This is a genomic window from Methylobacterium sp. WL64, from assembly GCF_008039945.1.
In the GTDB taxonomy this organism is placed as follows: Bacteria; Pseudomonadota; Alphaproteobacteria; order Rhizobiales; family Beijerinckiaceae; genus Methylobacterium.
On record NZ_VRVA01000010.1, the window covers coordinates 63,338 to 87,452 of the forward strand.

Below are 24,115 nucleotides of genomic sequence, written 5' to 3' on the forward strand. Positions count from 1 at the left end.
GGACGAGGGTTTTCCGTGAAGGCTTTCAATCTCTCCGACTGGGCGCTCGGGCACCGCTCGTTCGTCTGGTTCCTGATGGCGGTCTCGCTCGTGGCGGGTGTGATGGCCTATAGCCGCCTGGGCCGCGAGGAGGACCCACCCTTCACGATCAAGACCATGGTCGTGCAGACGACGTGGCCCGGCGCCACCATCAAGGACACCCTCGATCAGGTCACCGACCGCATCGAGAAGGAGCTGCAGCAGCTCAACGGCCTGGATTACGTCCGCAGCTACACGACACCGGGCTCGTCGACGGTGTTCGTGCAGTTCCGCGACACGCTGAAGAAGTCCGAAGTTCAGCCGGCTTTCTACCAGGTCCGCAAGCGGCTCGGTGACATCAAGGGTCAGTTCCCGGACGGCGTGCAGGGCCCGTTCTTCAACGACGAGTTCGGCGATGTCTACGGCAACATCTACGCCTTCACGGCCGACGGGCTGACCTACCGCCAGCTGCGCGACTACGTCGAGGGCATCCGAACCGAAGTGCTCAGGGTCCCCGACATCGGCAAGACCCAGCTGATCGGAACCCAGGCCGAGACCATCTATCTCGACTTCTCGACCCGCAAGCTCGCCGGCTACGGCATCGACTTCCAGGCGCTGATCAAGGCGCTTCAAGCCCAGAACGCGGTGTCGGCCTCCGGCGTGGTGCAGGCCGGGCCGGAACGCGTCTCGCTGCGGGTCAGCGGCTCCTTCACCTCGGAGGCCTCGCTGCAGGACGTGAACCTGCGGGTCAACGACCGGTTCTTCCGGTTGGCCGACATCGCCGAGATCAGCCGCGGCTACGAGGATCCGCCCGCCCCGATGTTCCGGGTCGACGGCAAGGCCGCCATCGGCCTCGCCATCGCCATGCGGCCCGGCGCCAACCTGCTGCATTTCGGCGAGGCCCTGAAGGCGCAGATGCGGCGGATCGAGGCGACGCTGCCCGTGGGCGTGGGCGTCCACTTGGTGTCGGATCAACCCAAGCAGGTCGAGCACGCGGTCGGTGACTTCACCGAGGCGCTGGTCGAGGCCGTGGTGATCGTGCTCGCGGTCAGCTTCGTCAGTCTTGGCGTGCGCGCCGGACTCGTGGTCTCGGTGTCGATCCCGCTGGTGCTGGCGATCGTCTTCGTGGTCATGCAGATGATGGACGTGACGCTCCAGCGCATCTCGCTCGGCGCGCTGATCATCGCGCTGGGCCTCCTTGTCGACGACGCCATGATCACGGTCGAGATGATGGTCGCCCGGCTGGAGCAGGGCGACACGCTCCGCAAGGCGGCGACCTTCGCCTACACCTCGACGGCCTTCCCGATGCTGACCGGCACGCTCGTGACGGTGGCGGGCTTCCTGCCGATCGGCTTCAACGGCTCGGGCGCGGGTGAATACACCTACTCGCTGTTCGTGGTGCTGGCCGCCGCGCTGCTGGTCTCCTGGGTGGTGGCCGTGCTGTTCGCCCCGCTGATCGGCGTGACGCTGCTGCCCAAGACCGTGAAGCACCATGCCGAGAAGCGCGGGTTGTTCACCCGCCTGTTCCTGGCGATGCTCAAGCTCGCGATGGCCTGGCGCTGGACCACGGTTGCCCTTTGCCTGGCGCTGATGGCGCTGGCCATCGTCGGGATGGGCCATGTCCAGCAGCAGTTCTTCCCGTCCTCGGATCGCTCCGAAGTGCTGGTCGACCTGACGCTGCCGCAGAACGCCACCATCGCCGAGACCAAGGCGCAGATGGACCGGTTCGAGGCGAAGCTGAAGGACGATCCAGACGTAACGAGCTGGTCGTCCTATGTCGGCCAGGGCGCCGTGCGCTTTTATCTGCCCCTCGACCAGCAGCTCTCCAACGCGTTCTACGGCCAGATCGTGGTCGTGACGAAATCCCTGGAGATCCGCGATCAGGTCATGACGCGGCTGCAGGCGATCGGCCGGCGCGACTTCGTGGGCACCGATGTTCTGATCCAGCCCCTGAGCCTCGGCCCGCCGGTCGGGCGCCCGGTCCAGTACCGCCTCAGCGGCCCGGACATGGAGACGGTGCGCCGCCTCTCCCTCGACCTCGGCAACGTGGTCGCCGCCGACAAACGTCTCGACGTGCCGACCTTCGACTGGAACGAGCCCGGCAAGGTCCTGCGGGTCGAGATCCTCCAGGACAAGGCGCGCCAGCTCGGGGTCACCAGCCAGGACATCGCCGGCATCCTCAACGGCATCGAGGGTGGCCAAGCGATCACCCAGGTGCGCGATTCGATCTATCTCGTGAACGTCGTCGGGCGGGCGCGGGCGATCGAGCGATCCTCGCTCGATACCCTCCAATCGCTGCAGGTCGGCCTCGCGAACGGCTCCGTCGTGCCGCTGCTGTCCTTCGCGCGGATCGGCTACGACCTGGAACAGCCGATCGTCTGGCGCCGGAACCGGCTGGCGACCGTGACGGTGCGGGCCACGATCCGCGACACCACGCAGCCGGCCACCATCGTGACCGCCCTCCAACCCGGCATCGACGCCTACGCGAAGGCGCTGCCCGAGGGCTACGCGCTGGAGACGGGCGGCGCCGTGGAAGAATCAGCCAAGGGCCAGGGTCCGATCGCCGCCGTCGTCCCGGTGATGCTGCTCACCATGGCGCTGCTGCTGATGGTGCAGCTCCAGAGCGTCGGCCGGATGCTGCTGGTCTTCACCGTGGCGCCCCTCGGGCTGATCGGCGTGGTCCCGGCGCTGCTGCTGTTCGACAAGCCGATGGGCTTCGTGGCGATCCTCGGGATTTTGGCGCTGATCGGCATCATCATCCGCAACGCCGTGATCCTGGTGAGCCAGATCGAGGAGTTCCGGGACGAGGGCATGGCACCCTGGGATGCGGTCTACGAGGCGACCCACCACCGGATGCGGCCGATCCTGCTCACTGCCGCCGCGGCCAGCCTGGGCCTGATCCCGATTGCCCGGGAAGTGTTCTGGGGACCGATGGCATTCGCCATGATCGGCGGTATCCTGGCGGCGACCGTCCTGACACTCCTGTTCCTGCCCGCCCTTTATGTCGGCTGCTACCGGATCCGGCCTGAGAGCCGCGACCGGCACGCGGTGCAGAGTGCCTGAGCATCCGACATCACGGATCGCAGCGTGGCCTACGCTGCGATGAGCGGTCGGCCCGCCCCTCCGCCCCCTCAGGGCGGGCCGACCGTGAATCTTTCCCCCCGCATGCCTGCCGCGCAGTGGCTGGAAACTCCCGGCTGTTCCGACGCGTAAGGCGCCTGGAGCCGAGGAGCACCGCCCGCATGAACGCCTTCATCGCCGTCGTCCTGGTCTGCGCGAACGGGATCGCCCAGGAGGCCTGCACCGATGCCGAAGCGCTGGAGGTGCGCAAGGTCCGCGTCGCCAACGAGCTCGGTTGCGCCACCGGCTGGCAGGAGATCATCGCCCGCACCGAGCGGCGCGACGAGATCGGCAAGTCCGCCTACCTCAAGACCGAGTGCCGCCGGGTGAAGGAGCCGCAGTGACCGGATGCGGCCCCGCTACTTGTCGTACTTGATGTAGGCGAAGCGCGGATCCGACGGCGTGCCCTCCAGACCCTGCCCCTCCAGCGCCGGCTGCCAGGACACGACATCTTCGATCTTCTTGGCCAGGGCGAAATCCTTTTCGGTGATGCCCTTGGCCGCATGGTTCATCAGCCGAACCTCGACCCAGGCGTAGGACGCCGTGATGTCGGGGTGGTGCCAGGCGGCCTCGGCGAGGTGGCCCACCGTGTTGATCACCATGAGCGTGCCCTTCCACCCCGCCGTCTTGTAGGTGCGGCGGATCCAGCCGTCCTCCAGCCGCCAGTCCGGTAGCTCCGCCTTGAGCCGCGCTTCCACGGCCGCCTCGTCCAGAACGCCTTCGCGCCGTTCGGTCATTCGCCTCGTCCTTTTCGTTCCGTCGGAGGCCGAGGGTGCCCGCGCCGTCGGCGGCGCGCAAGCGCGCAGGGGCGCCGGCCCCGGTGGACGGAGCGCCATGCGGGCCCTATGACCATTTTCCAACGGCGTCAGGACAAGTCCACGCCCAAGTCTGCGATCGTCCAAGACCGCACAATACGATGGGAGAAGGCGTGATGCTGTCACGGCGCGCAATGCTCGCCGGCGGCCTGCTCGGCGGCCTCGGCCTGCGGGCGGCGCGGGCGGACGTGCCGGCGATCCGCCTGGGGAGCCTACCGTTCGGCACCTCGACCTGGGAGGCGGCGGTGATCAAGGCCCGCGGCCTGGATACCGCCAACGGTTTCCAGCTCGACGCGGTCAAGCTCGCCGGCAACGACGCGGCGCGGATCAGCTTCATCGGCGGACAGGTCGACACGATCATCGGCGACCTGCTTTGGGCGGCCCGCCTCGGCAACGACGGCCAGGCCGTGCGCTTCATCCCGTACTCGACCTCGGAGGGCGCTGTGATGGTGCCGGCCGACAGCCCGATCAAGAGCCTCAAGGACCTCGACGGCAAGCGCTTCGGCGTCGCCGGCGGCCCCCTCGACAAGAACTGGCTGCTGCTGAGGGCGCAGGCCCGGGATGCCGCCGGCATCGACCTCGAGCGCGCCACCGAGATCGCGTACGGCGCACCGCCGCTGATCACGCTGAAGCTGGAACAGGGCGCCCTCGACGCGGCGCTGACCTACTGGACCTATTGCGCCCGGCTCGAGGCCAAGGGCTTCCGCCGGCTCGTCGGCGCCGAGGACATCATGCACGCGCTCGGTGTCGCCGGCGACGTCTCCCTGATCGGCTACCTGTTCCAGGATGCCACCGTGAAGGAGAAGCCCGAGGCCGTGGCGGGCTTCGCCCGGGCATCCCGGTCCGCCAAGGATATGTTGGCCTCCGACCCGAGCACCTGGGAGATCGTGCGCCCGCTGATGGCAGCCGAGAACGAAGCGACGTTCGAGGCTCTCAAGCGCGACTTCCTGGCCGGCATCCCGCGCCGGACGGTGGCGGCGGAGCGAACCGACGCCGAGAAGCTCTACGCCGTCATGTCCCGGCTCGGCGGTGCCCGCCTCGTCGGCAAGGGCGCCGGGCTGCCGCCGGACCTCTATTACGACAACGGCCGCGATGGCTGAGCTGCCCGCCAGGCCGGCGTTCAGGGCGGGAATCCGGATCGCCGGAACCGCATGGGCGCGCTGACCCGCATCGCGTCCCTCATCGTCCTCCTCGCCGCCTGGCAATTCGCCGCGCTGGAGGCTGGCTCGCGCCTGTTGCCGGCTCCGATGGCGGTGCTGCGCTTCATCCTGCAGGAGGCCGAGCGCGGCGACCTGTTCCACAATGTCGGGATGACGCTGCTGCGGGTCGCGATCTCCTTCGCGGTGGCGATGGTGCTGGGGATCCTTCTGGGGGTGGCGCTCGGCCGCTCGAAGGCCGCCGACCTGACCCTCGACACGCCGCTCCTCGTCCTCCTCAACACACCGGCGCTGGTGATCACCGTGCTGGCCTATGTCTGGGTCGGGTTGACCGAGACTGCCGCGATCCTGGCCGTGGTGCTCAACAAGCTGCCGAACGTCGCGGTGATCGTGCGCGAGGGCGCCCGCAACCTCGATCCCGGCCTGGACGAGATGGCCCGGGCCTACCGGTTCGACCGGCGCACCTGGGCGATGGACGTGCTGGTGCCGCAGCTCCAGCCCTACGTGGTCACGGCGGCCCGTTCCGGCCTGTCGCTCGCCTGGAAGATCGTCCTGGTGGTCGAGCTGCTGGGGCGGCCCGACGGGGTCGGCTTCGCGATCAACTACTACTTCGTGCAGAGCACCGACGTGGCCGCGATCATCGGCTACAGCCTCGTCTTCATGACCGTGATGATCGGCATCGACGTCCTCCTCCTCCAGCGGCTCGAAGCGCATGTCCGCCGCTGGCGCTGAACCCGTCCTGCAGGTCGCGATCGACGCGAAGCGCTACCGCTCGAAGGGCGCCGAGCCGGTGGAAGCCGTCCGCGACCTTTCGTTCGCGGTCGGAGCCGGCGAGATCGTCTGCCTGATCGGGCCGTCCGGCGCCGGAAAGACCACGACGCTGCGGATCCTGCTCGGCCTCGACACCGATTTCGAGGGCCGCGTCTCTGGGGCCGATCACGCCGGCATGGTGTTTCAGGAGCCGCGCCTGCTTCCCTGGCGCAGCGTCGAGCACAATGTCCGGCTGGGCCTGCCGCGGACTCGGCGCGGATGCGACCTCGACGCCCTGTTCGCCAAGCTGGGCCTGACGCCCTGGCGCGGCAGCTACCCGAAGGCCCTGTCGCTCGGGATGCAGCGGCGCGTCGCGCTGGCCCGGGCGCTCGCCGACGCGCCGCGCGTTCTGGTACTCGACGAGCCGTTCGTCTCCCTGGACGATGCCGCGGCGGCCGAGCTGCGCGGGTTGGTGGTCGATACCGTGGATTCGGCCGGCATGAGCGTCCTGATGGTGACGCACAACGTCGTCGAGGCGATCGGGATCGCGGACCGGCTGCTGCTCGTCTCGAAGCGGCCGGCGACGCTCATGGCGAACGTCACGCTCGACCGCCCGCGCAAACAGCGCGACCGTGCCTGGGCCGAAACCACCCGGGCCGCCCTGGCGGCACAGCATCCGGGGATCATCGCGGAGTAGCCTGCACGCCGTGTGGACGGTGCGCGGACGGTGCGGTTACGGTGCGCGGACACTTGGACCGAGGGGTCAGTTCGCCTTGGCGTCCACGTCCATCCGGTCGAGCAGGGCTGCCGGCGAGCGCGCCGCGCCGATATCGATGAAGCCGATGCCGGCGGGCTCCTTCGACTTGGCGTGCAGCACGAGCTTACCCGGCTTCATCACGAACTGGCCCATCGCCGCCCCGATGCCCTTGGCCGCCGCCGTGTTGCCGAGGATCACCGGCACGCCGAGCAGGCTGGCGGTGACGTATTCCTTGCGCAGCTCGTCCGGTCGCAGGCTGAGATCCTTCGATTGCGCGGCGAGGAACCGCTCGAACAGGCCGGCATTCTCGACCGTGAGGTCGAGGCTCTTGGCGCTCCCCGTGAACATCAGCATCGTGGCGGCGGGCAGGCTTCCGTTGAACAGCTCCGGTCCGATGCCGCCGAGGGTTCCGGACAGCCGGACGGTCCCGATCTCGCGCCCCGAAATCGTGACTTCGCGCAGCGACAGGTCGCGGGCCTTGCCGTCGAGGGCCGCGTCGGCCACGAGATCGAGGTCGAGATCCCGATAGCCGTAGGCCGGTAGCGCGCCGATGATCGGCGCGCCGGCCACGAACTCCGCCGGGAGGCTCAGGCCGGTGAGGGTCAGCCGTCCGGCATTCGGCACGCCGTCCTGCGGCGGGCCGAAGGACAGCTTGGCTTCCCGCAGGGCCACCCGGCGTGTCGGCGCCGGTGTGATCGTGACGGAAAGCGGGTCGCCGGGCGGCACGGTCGCGGTTTTGGGCTCCGTAAGCCTTCCGTCGGTGGGCCGACCCATCGTCGGCTTCCCCGGCGCGGAGGCGCGGGGGGGCGCGCGGGGATCCGGCGGGACGGCCTTGGGAAGCTCGGCGTCGAGCGGGAGGTCGATGCTCAGATCGGTCAGGGTCAGGCCGCCCAGTGCCGGCGTCAGCCGATGCATCTCGGCATCGCTGAACCCGGACCGGCTGGTGGGATCGGCCGCGGCGTTGCGCAAAGCCGCGATGGTCGGCGCGAGCGAGACGTCCGCCAACGCGAGGCGGGCGAGATGCGCGCGCAGGCTGCCGCGGGCGAGCGTGATGTTCTCCAGGACCGTGCCCGCATCCGACCCGGCGGCGTAGGTCGCCCGCGCGATCTCGAACAGGACCGGTCCCTGCGGATCGGTGTTGCTGACGCTCAAGCCCTGCATGTCGAGGCTGCCTAACGTGGTGGCCTCGATCAGGTCGGCGGCGGAGGCCGCGAAGGTCCGACGGTCGTTGGGCCCCTGGAAGCCGGCGGCCACGATCTCGAACGCGCCGTTCCAGCCGTCCGGCACCTGTCGGCCGCCGAGGTCGCGCCCGTTCAGGCGCACGATCTTCACGGTGGTGCCGCGCGCGTCGGAATAGGTCACGTCCGAGACCTGGATCGTGCCGTAGACCTTCTGCACAGGGCCCTTGCCGTCGCCTGGAACGGTGTAAAGCCGATTCAGCGCCGCGAGGTCGAGGTCGGTCGCCCGGACTTGTCCGTAGGTGCCGTCGCCACGGTTCGGACCCGTGACGGCGCTGACCGTCGCACCCGCCGCCGTGAGTTCGCCCACGCGTCCGGCCTTCACGTCGCGGAGGACCACGTCGCGGTAGGTCACGGTCTGGCGGTCGTTGCCGGGGCCGGCATGCTCGGAGCTCAGCACCGGGATCGTCAGGCTGCCCGCGTCGAGCCGTGCCAGCCGGGATTCCCAGGGCTCGGCCGAATCGGGCTTGAGGATCGCCGCGAGCTCATCCTTGGACAGGCGCGTGCCGCTGGCCGTCAACTTCGGCGCCCGGAGCATCGTCCCGCCGAGCGGCAGCATGACGTCGGTGATCGTCACGTCCTGGACCGCAGCGGCGCCTTCCTGGGCCGCCAGGGGTGGCGGTGCCGCCGTCCCGGCGAGGCAGGCGAAGGCGCAGGTCGCGGCCAACGCCGACCGGAGGCGGGATCGGACCATCGGATGGATCATGGGAGGGTCCGGATCACGGCTCGGCGGGGGTACCGCATGGGTGCCGCGTTTTACCGGCCGAGGCAATCGGACACCGGAGGCGCGGGCCCTAAGCCGGCTCCAGTGTCGTAGGCGCGCAACGGCCTTCCCCGAGGAGGACCGTTGCGACCGGTCAGAGCGAGAACGAGGTGCCGCACCCGCAGGATGCGGTCGCCAGCGGATTCTCGATCTTGAAGGACTGGCCGATCAGGTCGTTCACGAAGTCGATGGTCGAGCCCGACATGTATTCCAGCGACACGGGATCGACGATCACGGTGGCGCCGTCGCGCTCGATCGCCACGTCCTGCGCCTCCCGGGACCGGGCGATGTCGAACGCGTAGGAGAATCCGGAGCAGCCGCCGCCGTTGACGCTGATGCGCAGAGACGCGCCCGGGGGCTCCGCCCCCATGATCTCGTTGATGCGCTTGGCGGCGCGGGGGGTCAGGGTGATCTCAGCCATCTTTAGCTCTGGCCACGCAGCTGTTCGGTGGACGGCGTCGCCCGGCTGTTGCCGAGCACGCCTAAGCCTACAAGATATGGGTTCGAGGCCCGCGCTGCAACGCGCCGGGCGGGGAGGGGTCATGATCAGGCTGCGCGAGATCGAGGATGGACGCCGTGCGGCCGAACGGTGAGCGCTGGCGGGCGGCCTACGCCACGGATCCTGCGCGGACGCGCGGACGGCTGATCGCCGAGGATTCCTCGCCGACCCGTAGCGATTTCCAGCGCGACCGGGACCGGATCATCCACTCCACGGCGTTCCGCCGCCTGAAGCACAAGACCCAGGTCTTCGTGCACCACGAGGGCGATCATTATCGCACCCGCCTGACACACACCCTGGAGGTCAGCCAGATCGCGCGGGCGCTCGCCCGGGCGCTCGGTCTCGACGAGGATCTGGCGGAGGCTCTGGCGCTGAGTCACGACCTCGGCCACACCTGCTTCGGCCACACCGGCGAGGATGCGCTGGAGGCCTGCATGGCGGCCCATGGCGGGTTCGATCACAACGCTCAGGCGCTTCGCATCGTCACGCGGCTCGAACGGCGCTACGCAGGTTTCGACGGGCTGAACCTGGCCTGGGAGACCCTGGAAGGGCTGGTCAAGCACAACGGCCCGCTGCTCACAGAGGACGGTAAGCCGACGGCGCGCTACGTCGAGCGCGGCATCCCGGCCGCGATCCTCGAATACGACGTCCTGAACCCGCTGGACCTGTGGAGCCAGGCCGGACCGGAGGCGCAGGCGGCGTCCCTGGCGGACGACATCGCCTACGCGGCGCACGACCTCGACGACGGTCTGCGCGCCGGCCTGTTCGAGATCCCGGAGCTGCGCGCGGTGCCGTTCCTGGCCGACATCCTCGACGAGATCGATCGCCTGCATCCGGGCCTTGACCCGTCCCGCGTCATTCATGAGCTGGCCCGGCGCGTGATCACCCGCTTCGTGGAGGATGTGATCCGCGAGGGCGGCCGCCGGATCGCCGCACTGGATCCCGGACGCGTGGAGGACATCCGACACGCGTCCGAGCCGGTCATCGTGTTCTCGCCGGCCATCGCGGAAGCGGATGCCGACATCATGCGGTTCCTCTGGACCCGGATGTACCGGCATCCCGGTGTCGTGGCGGTGCGCAAGAAGGCCGACGCCATCGTGAATGACCTGTTCGCGGCGTTCACGATGGCTCCGGCCCGGATGCCCGAAGAGTGGAGCGCCGGCCTGGCAGATGCACCGGAAGGGCGCATCGCCCGGCGAGTCGCCGACTACATCGCCGGGATGACCGACACCTACGCGGTGCTGGCCCATCGCAAGCTCTTTCCGACGACGCCCGACTTGTACTGGGAGTTGCCGAGCCGGGGCCTGCCCCTCGCCGAACCGTGAGATCCGGCGGGGTATTGAACGCGATCAGCAGCCGCAGCCGCAGGTGAAGCTGCCATAGCAGCCCCCAGAACCGTATCCGCCGTACCCGCCATAAGCGGCCGGGTAGGCGTAGTCGTAACCACCATAGGCCGCGGGATAGCTATAGCCGCCGCCATAGCCGCCACCGTAACCGTAACCGTAGGCGCCGTACGCGCTGCCGGCGGCGAGCCCGAGCCCCAGGCCGATGCCCGCGCCGGCCAACCCGTAACCGAGGCCGCGTCCGTAGCCGCCGCGATACCCGTAGCCACGGCCATAGCTGAAGCCGCGGCCGTAACCGCCGCGCCCGGCGAAACCGCCGTGATAGCCGCCGTGGAATCCTCCGCCCCGGAAGCCCCTGGCCTCGGCGCTCGGTGCCGCCAGGGCTACCGCGCAGAGGGCCGCGCCCGCCAACATCAAGGTCTTCATGAAGATCTCCAAGATCCAGAATTTTGCGATCCTGTCGATCACATAGACTCATGGGACCCAAGACAAGATGGTCCGGGGGGCGTCGGTAGTCATCGCGTGGGGATAAACTGCGCTGGTCCGGCCGAATGCCCGATCGTTCCAGCGGCGCGGTTAACGCCGGCTTGCTCCGCGGACCGGCCGGCCCGTACCGCCGCCGTGACACTCTCCCGCCCCCTTGCTAGACGGCTCCCGGCGGGCGCGGGCCGAGACGGCCCTGCGGCAGCATCCCCGCGCGAGCGAGACCGAGACCGATGAACATCTTCGCCCTGTTCGAGGCGCGTGTGCGCGAGGCCGTGGAGGCGCTGACCCGCGCCGGCCAGCTGCCCCAGGGCCTCGACCTCGGCCGCGTCGTCGTCGAGCCGCCGCGCGACACGACGCACGGCGATCTGGCCACGAACGCCGCGCTGGTCCTGGCCAAGGAGGCCCGCACCAACCCGAAGGCCCTCGGGGAGGCCCTGGCCACGGAACTGCGCGCCGACCCGCGCATCCTGGAGGCCAGCGTCGCCGGCCCGGGCTTCATCAACCTGCGGCTGGTGCCCGGACTCTTCCAGGATGTGATCCGCAGCGCGCTCTCCGATCCGGACCAATTCGGCCGCGCGCAGCTTCCCGGGGGGCCGATCAACGTCGAGTACGTCTCGGCCAACCCAACCGGGCCGATGCATGTCGGCCACGGCCGCGGCGCGGTCTTCGGCGACGCCCTGTGCAACCTCCTGGTCGCAGCCGGCCGCAAAGTGACGCGCGAATACTACATCAACGACGCCGGGGCTCAGGTCGACGTCCTGGCCCGATCCGCCTACCAGCGGTACCGCGAGGCTCTGGGCGAGCCGTTCGCGATCGCCGAAGGGCTCTATCCGGGCGATTACCTCAAGCCCGTGGGCGCACATCTCGCCGAGACCCACGGCCGCGCACTCCTCGATCAGCCGGAAGCGCACTGGCTCCCCGCCGTGCGCGAGACGGCCCTCGCCATGATGATGGACATGATCCGGGCCGACCTCGCGGCGATCGGCATCCGGCACGACGTGTTCTTCTCCGAGCGGACCCTCCAGCAGAGCGGCGCCGTGAAGGCGCTGCTCGAGGAGCTGCGCGAGCGTGGGCTGGTCTACGAGGGCCGCCTCCCGCCGCCCAAGGGCCAGTTGCCCGAGGATTGGGAGGATCGCGAGCAGACGCTGTTCCGCACCAAGGATTTCGGCGACGACAACGACCGTCCGCTGCTGAAGTCGGACGGATCCTACACCTACTTCGCCTCCGACATCGCCTACCACCGCGCGAAGTACCTGGCGGGCGCCACCGAGCTGATCGACGTGCTCGGCGCCGACCACGGCGGCTACGTCAAGCGCATGCAGGCGGCCGTGAAGGCGGTCAGCGACGGCAAGGCGACGCTGGACGTGAAGCTGTGCCAGCTGGTGCGGCTGTTGCGCGCGGGCGAGCCCGTGAAGATGTCGAAGCGGGCCGGCGAGTTCGTGACCCTGCGCGACGTGATCGACGAGGTCGGCCGCGACGCGATCCGGTTCATGATGCTCTATCGGAAAAACGACGCGACCCTCGATTTCGACCTCGCCAAGGTGGTCGAGCAGTCGAAGGACAACCCGGTCTTCTACGTCCAATACGCCCATGCCCGCGTCCGCTCGGTGCAGCGGCAGGCGCGCGAGGCTTTCCCGGGCGCGGACCTGTCCGTGGCGGCGTTGCTGCGCGAGGCCGATTTCAGCCTCCTGACCGATCCCGGCGAGGTCGAGGTGATGCGGCTGATCGCCCAATATCCCCGCGTGCTCGAATCGGCGGCCATGGCGCACGAGCCGCATCGGATCGCGTTCCACCTCTACGAGACGGCGGCCGCGCTCCATACTTTATGGAACAAGGGCAAAGACTTGCCGCAATTACGGTTTGTTAATGCAACCGACCGAAAGTCGACCTGGGCGCGGCTGGCGCTCGTCGAGGCTCTACGGAGTACCCTCGCGGCCGGCCTCGCAGTGCTCGGTGTGACCGCGCCGGATGAGATGCGATAGGCTCGATATGCATCGGGCCGGTGACCGGCCGTGATGTGAGGATGCTGCCATGACGAACGCTTCGCGCGCTCAGGTCGATTTGGACGCCCTTGCGCGCGATCTGCGTCAGGAGCAGGGGCGTGTTCCCCCGGGGGGCGCCAAGCCCGATCCGCTGGCCGAGCTGGCGCGGATCGTCGGACAGGATGACCCGTTCCGTGCGCTCCTGGCGGCCCGCGACGAGATGCGCGGCGCGGCGCCCGCGCAGCCGCAGGCCAACTGGGACGGCCGGGTCGAGCCGAGCTTCGCCCCCGAGCCGCCCAAGTCGAACCCTGCCGACGCCTTCGACCAGTACTTGGCCTCAGTAGATCGCGACACCCACGAGGAACCGGTCGCGTACGGCGCGGAAGCCGGGGATCCGCAGGAGGCCGCCGCCGCGGACTACGCGGAGGGTCGCTCGCTGCGCCGGGTGAACCCGCGCCGCCGTCTGGCGTCCGTCGGAGCCGGCATCGCCATCGTCGCCGTGGCGGTGACGGGAGCGCTCACCTACAAGGGCCTGCAGGGCTCGGGCAGCGCCGGCGGCGTACCCGTGGTCCAGGCCGATTCGACCCCGCTCAAGGTCGCCCCGAAGGTCGCCGACGGCGTCGAGATCCCGGACCAGAACCGGCAGATCTACGATACCAAGGGCAAGACCAAGGAAGCCCAGATCAAGATCGTCAACCGCGAGGAGCAGCCCATCGACGTGGCCGAGGCGGCCCGCGCGGCGCAGGGGACCGGTCCCGCCGGCGGTGCGCAGAGCGGCACCACGCCGGGCAACGGCCCGTTCGAGGCGTTCGGCGAGCCGCGCCGGGTCCGCACCGTCGCGGTGAAGCCGGAGGCCCCTCCCGCGCCGGTCCAGCGCGAGGCCCAGGCCGACGCCGCGCCGGCCCCGATCCCGACCATGGTGTTGCCCACCGACGAGCCGCCCCAGACCAAGTCCAAGCCCGGCCGCCAGGCCGCCGCCTCCCTGGCGGCGCCGGATCCCGAGCCGGTCCAGGCCGCGCCGAATTCCATGGCGGCCGATGCCGCCCCGCCGAAGTCCGTCGCCGTCAAGCCGGCCCCGAAGGCCGCGCAGCGGGTCGCCACCGTGGCCACGCCGGCCCCGGACGCCCCGGATGCCGTCGACGACACCGTCAAGACGGGTTCGGTCGGCGGGTTCTCGGTCCAGCTCGGCGTCCGCAGCTCCGCCGCCGAGGCGAAGGCGGCGCTCAAGCAGATGCAGGCCAAGTACAGCGGCCTTGCCGGCAAGCCCGAGCTGATCCGCCAGGCAGAGGTCAACGGCAAGACGATCTTCCGCGTCCGCGTCGGGCCCCTGGCCAAGAACGAGGCAACCAGCCTGTGCAGCACCCTCCAGGGCGAGGGCGGGCAGTGCTTCGTCGCCAAGAACTGAGGCCGCGGTAGCGCCGGCCACCGGTCAGGCTCCGGATTTGGTGCACTACGAGGTCGACGCCTCGCCGCCGGACGTGAACGTCGGCTAGGGGCGGGCGTGTTGCGCCCCAGCCTGAGAGGGCAGGGGCTGATCTGAGGGGGGCGGTGCACGCGAGTCCCGCCCGCAACACTCGGTCTCGGACTTGGGCTCCAATCTTTCAGGCCCGCGGTTTCGCCTTGCCGCCTCCCTGTTCCCGCCCGACTCTGCCGCCACCGATTCGCCGAACCCGACATATCCTCCGCCGCACCCAAGCGGCCACCGAGAACCCCGCATGACCGCCCGTGCCCTGATCCTCGGCTGCGCCGGCAAGACGCTCTCCGTCGAGGAGGCCGCCTTCTTCCGGGACGTTCGGCCCTGGGGCTTCATCCTGTTCAAGCGCAACATCGGCACGCCGGACGAGGTCCGGGCGCTGACGGCGGCGCTGCGGGACTGCCTGGGTTCCGACGCCGCCCCGATCCTGATCGATCAGGAGGGCGGCCGGGTCCAGCGCATGGGCCCGCCGCACTGGCCGGCCTACCCGGCGGGCGGCCGCTACGGACGCCTGAACGGGAGTGCCACCGCGATCGCGCGGCTCGGGGCCCGACTGATGGCCCATGACTTGGCCGAGGTCGGCATCAACGTCGATTGCGCGCCTGTCCTGGACGTGCCGGCGCCGGGATCGCACGACATCATCGGCGACCGGGCCTACGGATCGTCCCCGGATCGGGTGGCCGAGATCGGCCGGGCCGTCGCGGAAGGCTTGATGGCCGGCGGCGTCCTACCGGTGATGAAGCACGTGCCCGGCCATGGCCGCGCCGCCTGCGACAGCCATCACGGCCTGCCGGTAGTGGAGGCGACCCTGGCGGCGCTGGCCGCTCAGGATTTCCGGCCGTTCCAGGCGCTCGCCGACCTACCGATGGCGATGAGCGCCCATGTCGTCTTCACGGCCATCGATCCCGACCGCCCGGCGACCCAGTCGGCGACCGTCATCCGCGACGTGATCCGCGGCGCCATCGGCTTCGACGGCCTGCTGATGACCGACGACCTGTCGATGCACGCGCTCACCGGCACGTTCCGCGACCGAACCGAAGCCGCCTTCACGGCGGGGATCGATGTCGGCCTGCATTGCAACGGCGCGATGGACGAGATGCGGGCCGTCGCTGAGGCGGCACCGACTCTCGACGGCGCCGCCGCGAGGCGGGCCGCTGCAGCCCTGGCATGCCTGGACCGTGCCGGCGACGGGCTCGACGTGCCCGAAGCCCGGGCCCGGTTCGCGGCCGCGCTCGCGACCGCCGCCTGATCCGCGGCCTTCCACCGCGGGCATCCACTGTCCCTGATGCCGCCTCTGCTTGTGTTCGGGCGGTACGATCCCTAGGTTCGCCCGGAATTCTTCAACCGGCCGTGGCGTCCCGCCCCCATATGGGAGCGCAGGCAAGTGGGCGCGGCCAGGTGGGCGCACGCAGGAGGTTGCCATGGGCAGCATGAGTATCTGGCACTGGGTCATCGTTGCCGTCATCGTCATGCTGCTGTTCGGACGCGGCAAGGTCTCGGACCTAATGGGTGACGTCGCCAAGGGCATCAAAGCGTTCAAGAAGGGCATGGCCGAGGACGAGACGCCGCCGGTCAGCAGCCAGCCGGTCGCTCCGCCGAACGAGCCGGTCCGCACCATCCCCCACGCCGCCGAGACGAGCCCCGGGACCGCGGTTCCGGCGAGCCATCTGCCCGGCGGCGAGCGTAAGCCGGTCTGAGGACTGTCAGGGCGCGCGCTGTGGTGTAGAGCCTGACGGGGTTCGGATCGAGGTCCGGATCCCAGGGCAGCGGGACCGTCGACGACATGCTGGACATGAGCTGGGGCGAGGTGATGCTGATCGGCGGCGTCGCCCTCATCGTCATCGGGCCGAAGGACTTGCCGAAGGCGCTGCGCACCGTCGGACAGATCACCACGAAACTGCGCCGCATGGCCGGCGAGTTTCAGATGCAGTTCAACGAGGCGATCCGCGAAGCCGAACTCGACGAGGTCCGCAAGGAGGTCGACGGCATCCGCAACACGGTCCGTACCGCGAGTTCCGGCTTCAATCCGGTCCAGACGATCCGGGACGAATTGAAAGGCGCAGTCGAGGGCCGGGTCGCCGCCCGCCAGGGTTCCGAGCCCCTCGGCCCCGAGAAGCCGGTCGCGGACACGCGTTCCCTGGCCGACGCTACCGCGCAGCTCAAGGCCGAGCAGGACGCCGTCGCACCGGCCAATGCGGACCCCGGTGCCGTTGACGCTGCGCCGCATACCGACGCGGTGCCGCCTGAGGCCCCGCTTCCGGTCCCGGGCTCGGTCGACGATCCCTACGGACCGCCGCCCGAACCTCAGACCCCGCACGACGCTCCCCTGGACCCGAAGAACGGCGCCACTGCCCGATGATGAGCGACGCCGACGAGGCCGAGATCGAAGCGTCCCGGGCACCGCTGCTCGAACACCTGATCGAATTGCGCGCGCGGCTGATCAAGTCGCTGGCGGCCTTCGTGGTGATGTTCTTCGGCTGCTTCTTCTTCTCCCGGGATATCTACAACATCCTGGTCTACCCCTACGTCTCGATCGTGGGGGTCCAGAACGCCGAACTGATCGCGACGCACTTCCTCGAGCAGGTGTTCACCAACATCAAGCTCAGCGTGTTCGGCGCCGCGTTTCTCGCCTTTCCGGTGATCGCCACGCAGATCTACGCGTTCGTGGCGCCGGGCCTGTACCGGAACGAGCGCAAGGCGTTCCTGCCCTACCTCGTGGCCACGCCGATCTTCTTCATCCTGGGCGCGCTGGTGGTCTTCTTCCTGGCTATGCCGCTGCTGATCAAGTTCTCGGTGTCGCTGCAGCAGGTCGGCGTGGCCGGCGAGCCGACGATCAAGCTGTTGCCCAAGGTCGACGAGTACCTTTCGCTGATCATGACGCTGATCTTCGCCTTCGGCATCGCGTTCCAGTTGCCTGTGATCCTCACGTTGCTCGGCCAGATCGGCATCATCGACGCGGCGTTCCTGCGCGAGAAGCGCCGCTACGCGATCGTTCTCGTCTTCGTCGTGGCCGCAGTGCTGACCCCGCCGGACGTCATCTCCCAGCTCTCGCTCGCGCTGCCGATGCTGATCCTCTACGAGGCCTCGGTGTTCTCCGTTTCGCGCGTGGAGAAGCTGCGCGCGGCGCGTCGGGCCGCGGAAGGGTTGGATCCGTAAGGATCGGCGTCGGCAGCGATCAACGGTTCGGAATGCGTTTCACCGCTGACCTGTGACCTCCGGCGTGCCGACGATGCCAAGACGGCAAGATCGATCGCCGTGTCATTCCGGGGCGCCGCAGGCGAGCCCGGAACCTATAAACGCCAACGGTGCAAGGCCTTAAGCTGTCAGCGTGTATGGATCCCGGGCTCCGCTTAGCGGCCCCGGGATGACAAGGAGGAGGCTTGTGCCGTTGCGCGCGTCCTGCCCCGCCCGTCCCAACCATTCAGCACACGGGCCGGGAGTCTAGTCGAGCGAACCGGCCCCAATCACTCTTGATTCTTGAGGGATGCGAAACAGCCACCTCGTCGGAGCCCTACGCCGTTCGCAGCAGCACGTGACGCTTCTTGCCGAAGGACAGCTTGATCACCCCGTCCTGAGTCAGGTCTGCGGGCGTCAGCACCGCCTTCTCGTCCGTCACGGCGGCATCGTTCACCCGCAAACCGCCGCCCTTGATCTGGCGGCGCGCCTCGCTGGTCGAGGGCACCAGCTTGGCGATGTCCGGCCCGAACGCGGTGAGCACGCCGAGTCCGGCTTCGAGGGTGGCGGCCGGAACGGTGACGCTGGGGAGATCCGTCGCGAGGGTGCCTTCGACGAACGTCTTCCGGGCGGTCTCGGCGGCGGCTTCCGCCACCTCGCGGCCGTGCATCAGCGCCGTGGCCTCGGTGGCGAGCACCGTCTTGGCCGCGTTGATCTCGGAGCCGGCCAGCGCCGCGAGCCGCGCGATCTCTTCCATCGGCAGCAAAGTGAACAGCTTCAGGAAGCGGACCACGTCCGCATCCTCGGTGTTCCGCCAGAACTGCCAGTAATCGTACGGCTTGAGCATGTCCGGGTTGAGCCAGACCGCGCCGGCGGCGGTCTTGCCCATCTTGACGCCCGAAGAAGTGGTCAGCAGCGGGCAGGTCAGGGCGTAGAGCTGGGGCGTGCCCATGCGCCGGCCGAGATCGATGCCGTTGACGATGTTGCCCCACTGATCCGAGCCGCCCATCTGCAGGGTGCAGCCGTAGCGGCGGTTCAGCTCCACGAAGTCGTAGGATTGCAGGATCATGTAGTTGAATTCTAGGAACGACAGTTCCTGGTCGCGCTCCAGGCGCATCCGGACGCTGTCCATCGACAGCATGCGGTTCACCGAGAAATGGCGGCCGATGTCGCGCAGCATCTCGATGTAGTTGAGCTTGGTCAGCCACTCGGCGTTGTCGACCATCACGGCATCGCCGGCGCCCTCGCCGAAGCGCAGGAACCGGTCGAAGGTCTTGCGGATCTCGGCCTTGTTGGCGTCGATCTGCTCGACGGTCAGGATCTTCCGGCTCTCGTCGCGACCGGACGGGTCGCCGACCCGGGTGGTGCCGCCGCCCATGAGGGCGATCGGCTTAGCCCCGGTGGCCTGAAGCCAGTGCAGCATCATGATCGACAGCAGGTGCCCGACATGGAGCGAGGGCGCCGTGCAATCGTAGCCGACGTAGGTCGTCAGCCGCCCTTCGAGCGCCGCGGTATCGATCCCGGCGAGATCGGAGGTCTGGTGAATATAGCCGCGCTCGGTGAGGATCCGCAGGAAGTCGGATTTCGGCGCGAAGCTCTCGGCATTCATGGCTGCGGTCTCGGGTCGCCAGCCGGCGCGACAGGCAAAGGCTCTGCGTGCTAGCTCGGGCTGGGGTTCAGGATACGGCGCGCTCTTAGCAGGGCGTTCGCCGAAAGGCACGGGGTCGAGCACAATGGCGATGATGCGCGCGATCGGACTGATGAGCGGCACCTCGCTGGACGGCGTCGACATCGCGCTGATCGAGACCGACGGCGAGCGGGTCCACGTGGTGAGGGGCCACAACAACTTCCTCGAGCCGCTTGGGCCGACCGGCTATCGCGGCTACTCCGACGACGAGAAGGCGCTCCTGCGGGTGGCGACCAAGGATGCGGAATCGGTGCTCCATCCGGGCGACCGGCCCGGCCGGCTGCCCGAGGCGGAGGCCTTCGTCACCCAGGCCCATGCCGAGGCCGTCGAACGGTTTCTCGCCGAGAACGGCCTGGACGCGAGCACGGTCGACGTGATCGGCTTCCACGGCCAGACCGTGATCCACCGGCCGGACCAGCGCATCTCGATCCAGATCGGTGACGGGCAGGCGCTGGCGACCCGGCTCGGCATCCCGGTGGTCTCCGATCTGCGCCGGGCCGACATCGAGGCCGGCGGGCAGGGGGCGCCGCTGGTGCCGGTGTTCCACAAGGCGTTGGCGCAGGCCTCCGGATTCGACGGACCGTTCGGCATCCTCAACATCGGCGGCGTCGCCAACGCCACCCTGATCGATTCCAAGGGCGGCGTGATCGCCTTCGACACCGGCCCCGGCAACGCCCTGATCGACGAGTGGATGCAGGAGCGCGAGGGCAAGAACCTCGACGACGGCGGCCGTACCGCCGCCCGGGGCCGCGCTGACGAGCCGCTGCTCGCCTGGCTGCTGATGCATCCGTTCTTCTTCCGCCGCCCGCCGAAGTCCCTCGACCGCAACTGGTTCTCGCACAAGCTGGCCGGTCAGCTCTCCACGGAGGACGGCGCCGCGACGCTCACGGCCTTCACGGCGCGGGCGGTGGCCCGGGCCCTGGACCACGCCCCCGAGATCCCGACCCGCTGGATCGTGGCGGGCGGCGGCGCGCGCAACGGCGAGTTGGTGCGGCTCCTGAACTATCACCTGCGGTCCGAGATCACGACTGCAGACGCCATCGGATGGTCGTCGGCCTACCTGGAGGCGCAGGCCTTCGCGTATCTGGCGGTCCGCTCCCTCCGGGGCCTCCCGATCACGTTCCCCTCAACCACCGGAGTGAGCGAGCCGAAGACCGGCGGGGTGCTGGCGCGACCGATTGCCTGATCGCGAGGCCCGAACCCGACGAACGGCCCGTCTGTTGGACTTGGATCGAGGCGATCGGGATCCGAGACTTTGGCCGAGACCTACCTGCGCTATCACGACGGCATCGAGACGCCCGCGCCTTATGAGGCCGAAACGATCGATGCGATCATCGCGTCGATGACCCGCGAGAGCGAGACGACGGCCGCGCGCTACGGCCATGCGGTGCGGGCGTCGCACGCCAAGGTCAGCGGCGTGGTCACGGGCGAGCTTCAGGTGCCGGACGACCTCCCGCCCGAGCTAAAGCAGGGTCTGTTCGCCAAAGGCGGCAGCTATCCGGTGATCGTGCGCTTCGCGCAGGGGCCGGGGGAGTTGCTTAAGGACAGCGTCTCCACCCATCGGGGCATGGCGATCAAGGTCCTGGGCGTCCCGGGCGAGACGCTACCCGGCCACGGGGCCGCCACGCAGGATTTCGTGCTCGCCACGGGCCCGGTTTTCCCGAACCCGGACGCGAAGGGCTTCCTGGGCAGCATGAAGCAGCTGGAAGCCGGCACGAAGGCGCCGGAGGCCGTAAAGTCCGTTGTGTCTCACATCGCAAGGGCGGCCGACGCGGTGGTGAAGTCGGCGACCGGCGAGAGCTCGGCGCTGCTGGACTTCTTCGGACACCAGCCTCTGCACCCGCTGGCCGAGCCGTATTATTCCCAGGCCGCGCTCCGCTACGGCGATCATGTCGCGAAGATCGCGGCCTTCCCGGCCGGCGCGCGGCAGCAGGCCCTGGCGAACGAGGAGCTGCATCCGGGCCAGGACCCGGACGCGTTCCGGCACGCGGTCGGTGCCTTCTTCGCGGGCGATGCGGCCGTCTTCGAACTCCGCGTCCAACTCTGCACCAACCTCGACGACATGCCGGTCGAGGATGCATCGAAGCGCTGGAACGAGGCGGCCAGCCCCTACCGCACCGTGGCGCGACTCGTCCTGCCGGCCCAGGATGCCCGGTCCGCGGCGCGGACGCGCTACGCCGACGACGTGCTGTCCTTCCGGCCGGCCCACAGCCTGGTGGCGCATCGCCCGCTGGGTTCGCTGATGCGCGCGCGGCTCAAGACCTATCAGGCGCTTTCCAATTTCCGCCATAGCCGCAATCAGACGCCGGAGACGGAACCGACGTCCATCGACCAGGTGCCGGCATGATGCCGGCGGGTGGGTGAGCCTCGGCCACGCCCTGCGCCGGATTGTCGAGGAATACCCGCTCGCCCGCCTCGATCCGCCGGCCAGGCATCCCCTCGCGGCGGTAATCCGACGCGGGGCGCCGGATGAGCTGCGGGCAGCCCTCGAACCGATCGATGGCCCGTTCCTCGTCAAGGGCAGTCCCGGCCGGGGCACCCGTTGGGCCGCCGTCCCATGGGTGGCGGTGTTCGACCCGGCCGTCACGACCAGCGCGACGCGCGGCTATTACCTCGTCTACCTGTTCCCGGCGCACCGCCCGGTCGTCCACCTGTCGCTCGCGCAGGGGACCGTCGCCGCGATCCGCGAGCACGGGCCGCGCGCCGAGGCCTACCTGCGCGCCAGCGGGGATGCCCTGCGCGTACGCCTCGCCGACTTCGCCGAGCGCCTGCCGAACCGGTGCATCACCCTCGGCAGCGCCGGCGAGTTGCCGGAGGGCTACGAGGCCGCGCACATCCTCGGCCTGACCTACGCCCTCGACGACCTCGGCGACGAGCGGCGGCTGCGCGCGGATCTGGCGGCGGGCGTGGCGGCTTATCGGGCGCTCAAGGGGCGGGGTGGTCTCGAACGGGGAGAGGCCAAAGAAGGCCTTTCAATCGCATAAACTACCATTCGTATTGAATTATAGATAAATGCATGAAATAAACATTCGGTTTATAGCAAATCGATTGCCATATAATAAACTCTGATCGACAGAGTGCGATCTAACGACAGGCAACGAATTCGTCTGAAATTCACCTTCCCACAAGGCTCTGGTGAGGTGAAAATGCCGAGCAAGAAGCTCGAGTCACGACAGATGGACAGATCGCTCTTCAAAAACAGACCCTCTCCGCGGACCATTCTTATTGTGAATGAGCGAACAAAGCTGACCGCAAATTATGTCAATGCGATCGCTGGATCGATCTTCGCCGTTGGTGGGCTGGCGCCAATCTTTGCAGTCTTGTACACATCGAGTCCGCCGAGCGTTCCGATCCCCGGGGTTGTTTGCATCGCGATTGTTTGCTGGATCGCGAGCGCGAGCCGACATTACGCTGTGCGGCGCTTCCTGAAGGAGTTGGTGTCATGAGCATCGTGAATCTCCTCGTCCTGCTGAGCGTTCCTGCGGCAGCGCTTATCCTCGGGTTTGGGGCGCTACATTTTGCGAAGCGGGCCAACGAGCGCTGAATGCGGCGAGCTTCCTCAGGCTCGTATCGAATGCCAGCCCGGCGGGTTGATCGCGAACTGAACGATCGCATGCATCACCTGCCGTTTGTGCCACCGGCGCTCCCGCGCTAGACGGGCCGCGTCATGTCTCACAACACCTTCGGCCACCTGTTCCGCGTCACAACCTTCGGCGAGAGCCACGGGGTCGCGCTCGGCTGCGTGGTGGATGGCTGTCCGCCCGGGCTGGCGCTGGAGGCCGACGAGATCCAGGCGGAACTCGACCGCCGCAAGCCCGGCCAGTCGCGCTTCACCACCCAGCGCCGCGAGCCCGACCAAGTGAAGATCCTGTCGGGAGTGTTCTCGGACGACCGCACCGGCGGGCGTCAGTTCACGACCGGCACGCCGATCGCGCTGATGATCGAGAACACCGACCAGCGCTCGAAGGACTATTCCGAGATCCGCGACAGCTACCGGCCCGGCCACGCCGACTACACCTACGATGCCAAGTACGGCATCCGCGACTATCGCGGCGGCGGCCGCTCCTCGGCCCGGGAGACCGCGGCCCGGGTCGCCGCGGGTGCGGTGGCGCGCAAGGTGATTCCGGGCATCACCATCCGGGCCGCCCTGGTGCAGATGGGACCGCACGCCATCGACCGGTCGCGCTGGGACTGGGAAGAGGTCGGCAACAACCCGTTCTTCTGCCCCGACCCCGAGACGGCCGCCCTGTACGAGACCTATCTGGACGGCATTCGCAAGGACGGCTCCTCGGTCGGCGCCGTGATCGAGGTCGTGGCCGAGGGCGTGCCCCCGGGCCTGGGCGCCCCGGTCTACGGCAAGCTCGACGCGGATCTCGCCGCCGCCATGATGTCGATCAACGCCGTGAAGGGCGTGGAGATCGGCGACGGGTTCGCGGCCGCCGCCCTGCGCGGCGAGGACAACGCCGACGAGATGCGCAGCGGCAACGGCGGGCGCCCGCGGTTCATGGCCAACCATGCGGGCGGCATCCTGGGCGGCATCTCCAACGGCGAGCCGGTGGTGGTGCGTTTCGCCGTGAAGCCGACCTCCTCGATCCTGACCCCGCGCCGCTCGGTGAACCGCGACGGCGGCGAGGTCGACCTGATTACCAAGGGCCGCCACGATCCGTGCGTCGGCATCCGCGCCGTCCCGGTGGCGGAGGCCATGATGGCCTGCGTGCTGGCCGATCACTATCTACGTCATCGCGGACAGGTGGGAGCCGCCTGACGCGCCGCAGCCGAGGCCGATCGCCCCGCGATCGACCGAGCGCTTCGGATTCACGATTTCACAGTCTCGCCCGCGCCGGACCATTTT

The 24,115-nt window shown here is 68.9% G+C and carries 21 protein-coding genes; 16 read left to right on the top strand and 5 right to left on the bottom strand.

From position 1 onward, the window contains the following. Positions 1–15 precede the first annotated feature (15 nt). Together FV242_RS07715 and FV242_RS07720 are read left to right on the top strand one after the other, a co-directional pair. Positions 16–3,081 carry an efflux RND transporter permease subunit gene (locus FV242_RS07715; protein WP_147938521.1) on the top strand — a complete coding sequence of 1,022 codons (3,066 nt, stop codon included), beginning with the start codon at positions 16–18 and terminating at the stop codon, positions 3,079–3,081. Between the two features lie 179 nt (positions 3,082–3,260). Continuing rightward, on the top strand, positions 3,261–3,482 hold the full coding sequence (locus FV242_RS07720) for a hypothetical protein (protein ID WP_147906712.1): 222 nt from the start codon (positions 3,261–3,263) through the stop codon (positions 3,480–3,482). A 15-nt stretch (positions 3,483–3,497) separates the two neighbouring features. On the opposite strand, the gene FV242_RS07725 is transcribed toward FV242_RS07720, so the two are convergent. Further along, positions 3,498–3,875, bottom strand: coding sequence for a 4a-hydroxytetrahydrobiopterin dehydratase (locus FV242_RS07725; protein WP_147906713.1), 378 nt, complete (start codon positions 3,873–3,875; stop codon positions 3,498–3,500). Between the two features lie 194 nt (positions 3,876–4,069). On the opposite strand from FV242_RS07725, the gene FV242_RS07730 reads away from it, so the two are divergent. The 3 genes from FV242_RS07730 to FV242_RS07740 are packed head-to-tail and all read left to right on the top strand — an operon-like array spanning position 4,070 to position 6,557. After that, a complete protein-coding gene (locus FV242_RS07730; protein ID WP_147938522.1) occupies positions 4,070–5,053 on the top strand; it encodes an ABC transporter substrate-binding protein in 984 nt (327 codons plus the stop codon). A gap of 51 nt (positions 5,054–5,104) precedes the next feature. Beyond that, entirely contained in the window at positions 5,105–5,842 is a 738-nt protein-coding gene (locus FV242_RS07735) for an ABC transporter permease (RefSeq protein ID WP_147938523.1), read from the top strand. Further along, positions 5,823–6,557: an ABC transporter ATP-binding protein gene (locus FV242_RS07740; protein ID WP_147938524.1), complete on the top strand. Its 735-nt coding sequence runs from the start codon at positions 5,823–5,825 to the stop codon at positions 6,555–6,557. The genes FV242_RS07735 and FV242_RS07740 overlap by 20 nt, the downstream gene beginning before the upstream one ends. Positions 6,558–6,623: 66 nt before the next feature. Here the strand turns inward: FV242_RS07740 and FV242_RS07745 are convergent, their stop codons facing one another. Then, complete coding sequence (locus FV242_RS07745) at positions 6,624–8,561, bottom strand: hypothetical protein (protein ID WP_147938525.1); 1,938 nt, start codon at positions 8,559–8,561, stop codon at positions 6,624–6,626. A 151-nt stretch (positions 8,562–8,712) separates the two neighbouring features. Continuing rightward, positions 8,713–9,039, bottom strand: a complete 327-nt coding sequence (locus FV242_RS07750) for an iron-sulfur cluster assembly accessory protein (protein WP_147856233.1) — start codon at positions 9,037–9,039, stop codon at positions 8,713–8,715. A 146-nt stretch (positions 9,040–9,185) separates the two neighbouring features. Between FV242_RS07750 and FV242_RS07755 the strand changes: the two genes are divergently transcribed. Continuing rightward, complete coding sequence (locus tag FV242_RS07755; RefSeq protein WP_147938526.1) at positions 9,186–10,442, top strand: deoxyguanosinetriphosphate triphosphohydrolase; 1,257 nt, start codon at positions 9,186–9,188, stop codon at positions 10,440–10,442. A gap of 24 nt (positions 10,443–10,466) precedes the next feature. Here FV242_RS07755 and FV242_RS07760 read toward each other — a convergent pair whose 3' ends face one another. Then, on the bottom strand, positions 10,467–10,886 hold the full coding sequence (locus tag FV242_RS07760; protein WP_147938527.1) for a hypothetical protein: 420 nt from the start codon (positions 10,884–10,886) through the stop codon (positions 10,467–10,469). Between the two features lie 290 nt (positions 10,887–11,176). Between FV242_RS07760 and argS the strand changes: the two genes are divergently transcribed. The 6 genes from argS to tatC all read left to right on the top strand — a co-directional run bounded on the left by argS (position 11,177) and on the right by tatC (position 17,558). Next, positions 11,177–12,928 (top strand): arginine--tRNA ligase, encoded by a 1,752-nt coding sequence (argS, locus tag FV242_RS07765; RefSeq protein WP_147938528.1) that lies wholly within the window; start codon positions 11,177–11,179, stop codon positions 12,926–12,928. Positions 12,929–12,977: 49 nt separating this feature from the next. Further along, positions 12,978–14,333, top strand: coding sequence for an SPOR domain-containing protein (locus FV242_RS07770; protein WP_147938529.1), 1,356 nt, complete (start codon positions 12,978–12,980; stop codon positions 14,331–14,333). A gap of 310 nt (positions 14,334–14,643) precedes the next feature. Beyond that, on the top strand, positions 14,644–15,651 hold the full coding sequence (gene nagZ / locus FV242_RS07775) for a beta-N-acetylhexosaminidase (protein WP_147938530.1): 1,008 nt from the start codon (positions 14,644–14,646) through the stop codon (positions 15,649–15,651). Between the two features lie 172 nt (positions 15,652–15,823). Further along, positions 15,824–16,099 (top strand): twin-arginine translocase TatA/TatE family subunit, encoded by a 276-nt coding sequence (locus FV242_RS07780; RefSeq protein ID WP_147906723.1) that lies wholly within the window; start codon positions 15,824–15,826, stop codon positions 16,097–16,099. 86 nt (positions 16,100–16,185) lie between these two features. After that, the gene (gene tatB / locus FV242_RS07785; RefSeq protein WP_147938531.1) at positions 16,186–16,761 is read left to right on the top strand and encodes a Sec-independent protein translocase protein TatB; all 576 of its coding nucleotides are present in this window, start codon (positions 16,186–16,188) and stop codon (positions 16,759–16,761) included. Continuing rightward, a complete protein-coding gene (gene tatC, locus FV242_RS07790) occupies positions 16,758–17,558 on the top strand; it encodes a twin-arginine translocase subunit TatC (protein ID WP_147906725.1) in 801 nt (266 codons plus the stop codon). Before tatB ends, tatC begins: the two co-directional genes overlap by 4 nt. Positions 17,559–17,913: 355 nt before the next feature. On the opposite strand, the gene tyrS is transcribed toward tatC, so the two are convergent. After that, positions 17,914–19,185, bottom strand: coding sequence for a tyrosine--tRNA ligase (tyrS, locus tag FV242_RS07795; RefSeq protein ID WP_147938532.1), 1,272 nt, complete (start codon positions 19,183–19,185; stop codon positions 17,914–17,916). A 124-nt stretch (positions 19,186–19,309) separates the two neighbouring features. Between tyrS and FV242_RS07800 the strand changes: the two genes are divergently transcribed. The 4 genes from FV242_RS07800 to aroC all read left to right on the top strand — a co-directional run bounded on the left by FV242_RS07800 (position 19,310) and on the right by aroC (position 24,028). After that, positions 19,310–20,449, top strand: coding sequence for an anhydro-N-acetylmuramic acid kinase (locus FV242_RS07800; protein ID WP_147906727.1), 1,140 nt, complete (start codon positions 19,310–19,312; stop codon positions 20,447–20,449). Positions 20,450–20,518: 69 nt separating this feature from the next. Then, on the top strand, positions 20,519–21,610 hold the full coding sequence (locus FV242_RS07805; protein ID WP_147938533.1) for a catalase family protein: 1,092 nt from the start codon (positions 20,519–20,521) through the stop codon (positions 21,608–21,610). A gap of 13 nt (positions 21,611–21,623) precedes the next feature. Beyond that, positions 21,624–22,247: a DUF3578 domain-containing protein gene (locus FV242_RS07810; protein WP_147938534.1), complete on the top strand. Its 624-nt coding sequence runs from the start codon at positions 21,624–21,626 to the stop codon at positions 22,245–22,247. 683 nt (positions 22,248–22,930) lie between these two features. Next, the gene (aroC, locus tag FV242_RS07815; RefSeq protein ID WP_147938535.1) at positions 22,931–24,028 is read left to right on the top strand and encodes a chorismate synthase; all 1,098 of its coding nucleotides are present in this window, start codon (positions 22,931–22,933) and stop codon (positions 24,026–24,028) included. The last annotated feature ends 87 nt before the right edge of the window (positions 24,029–24,115 follow it).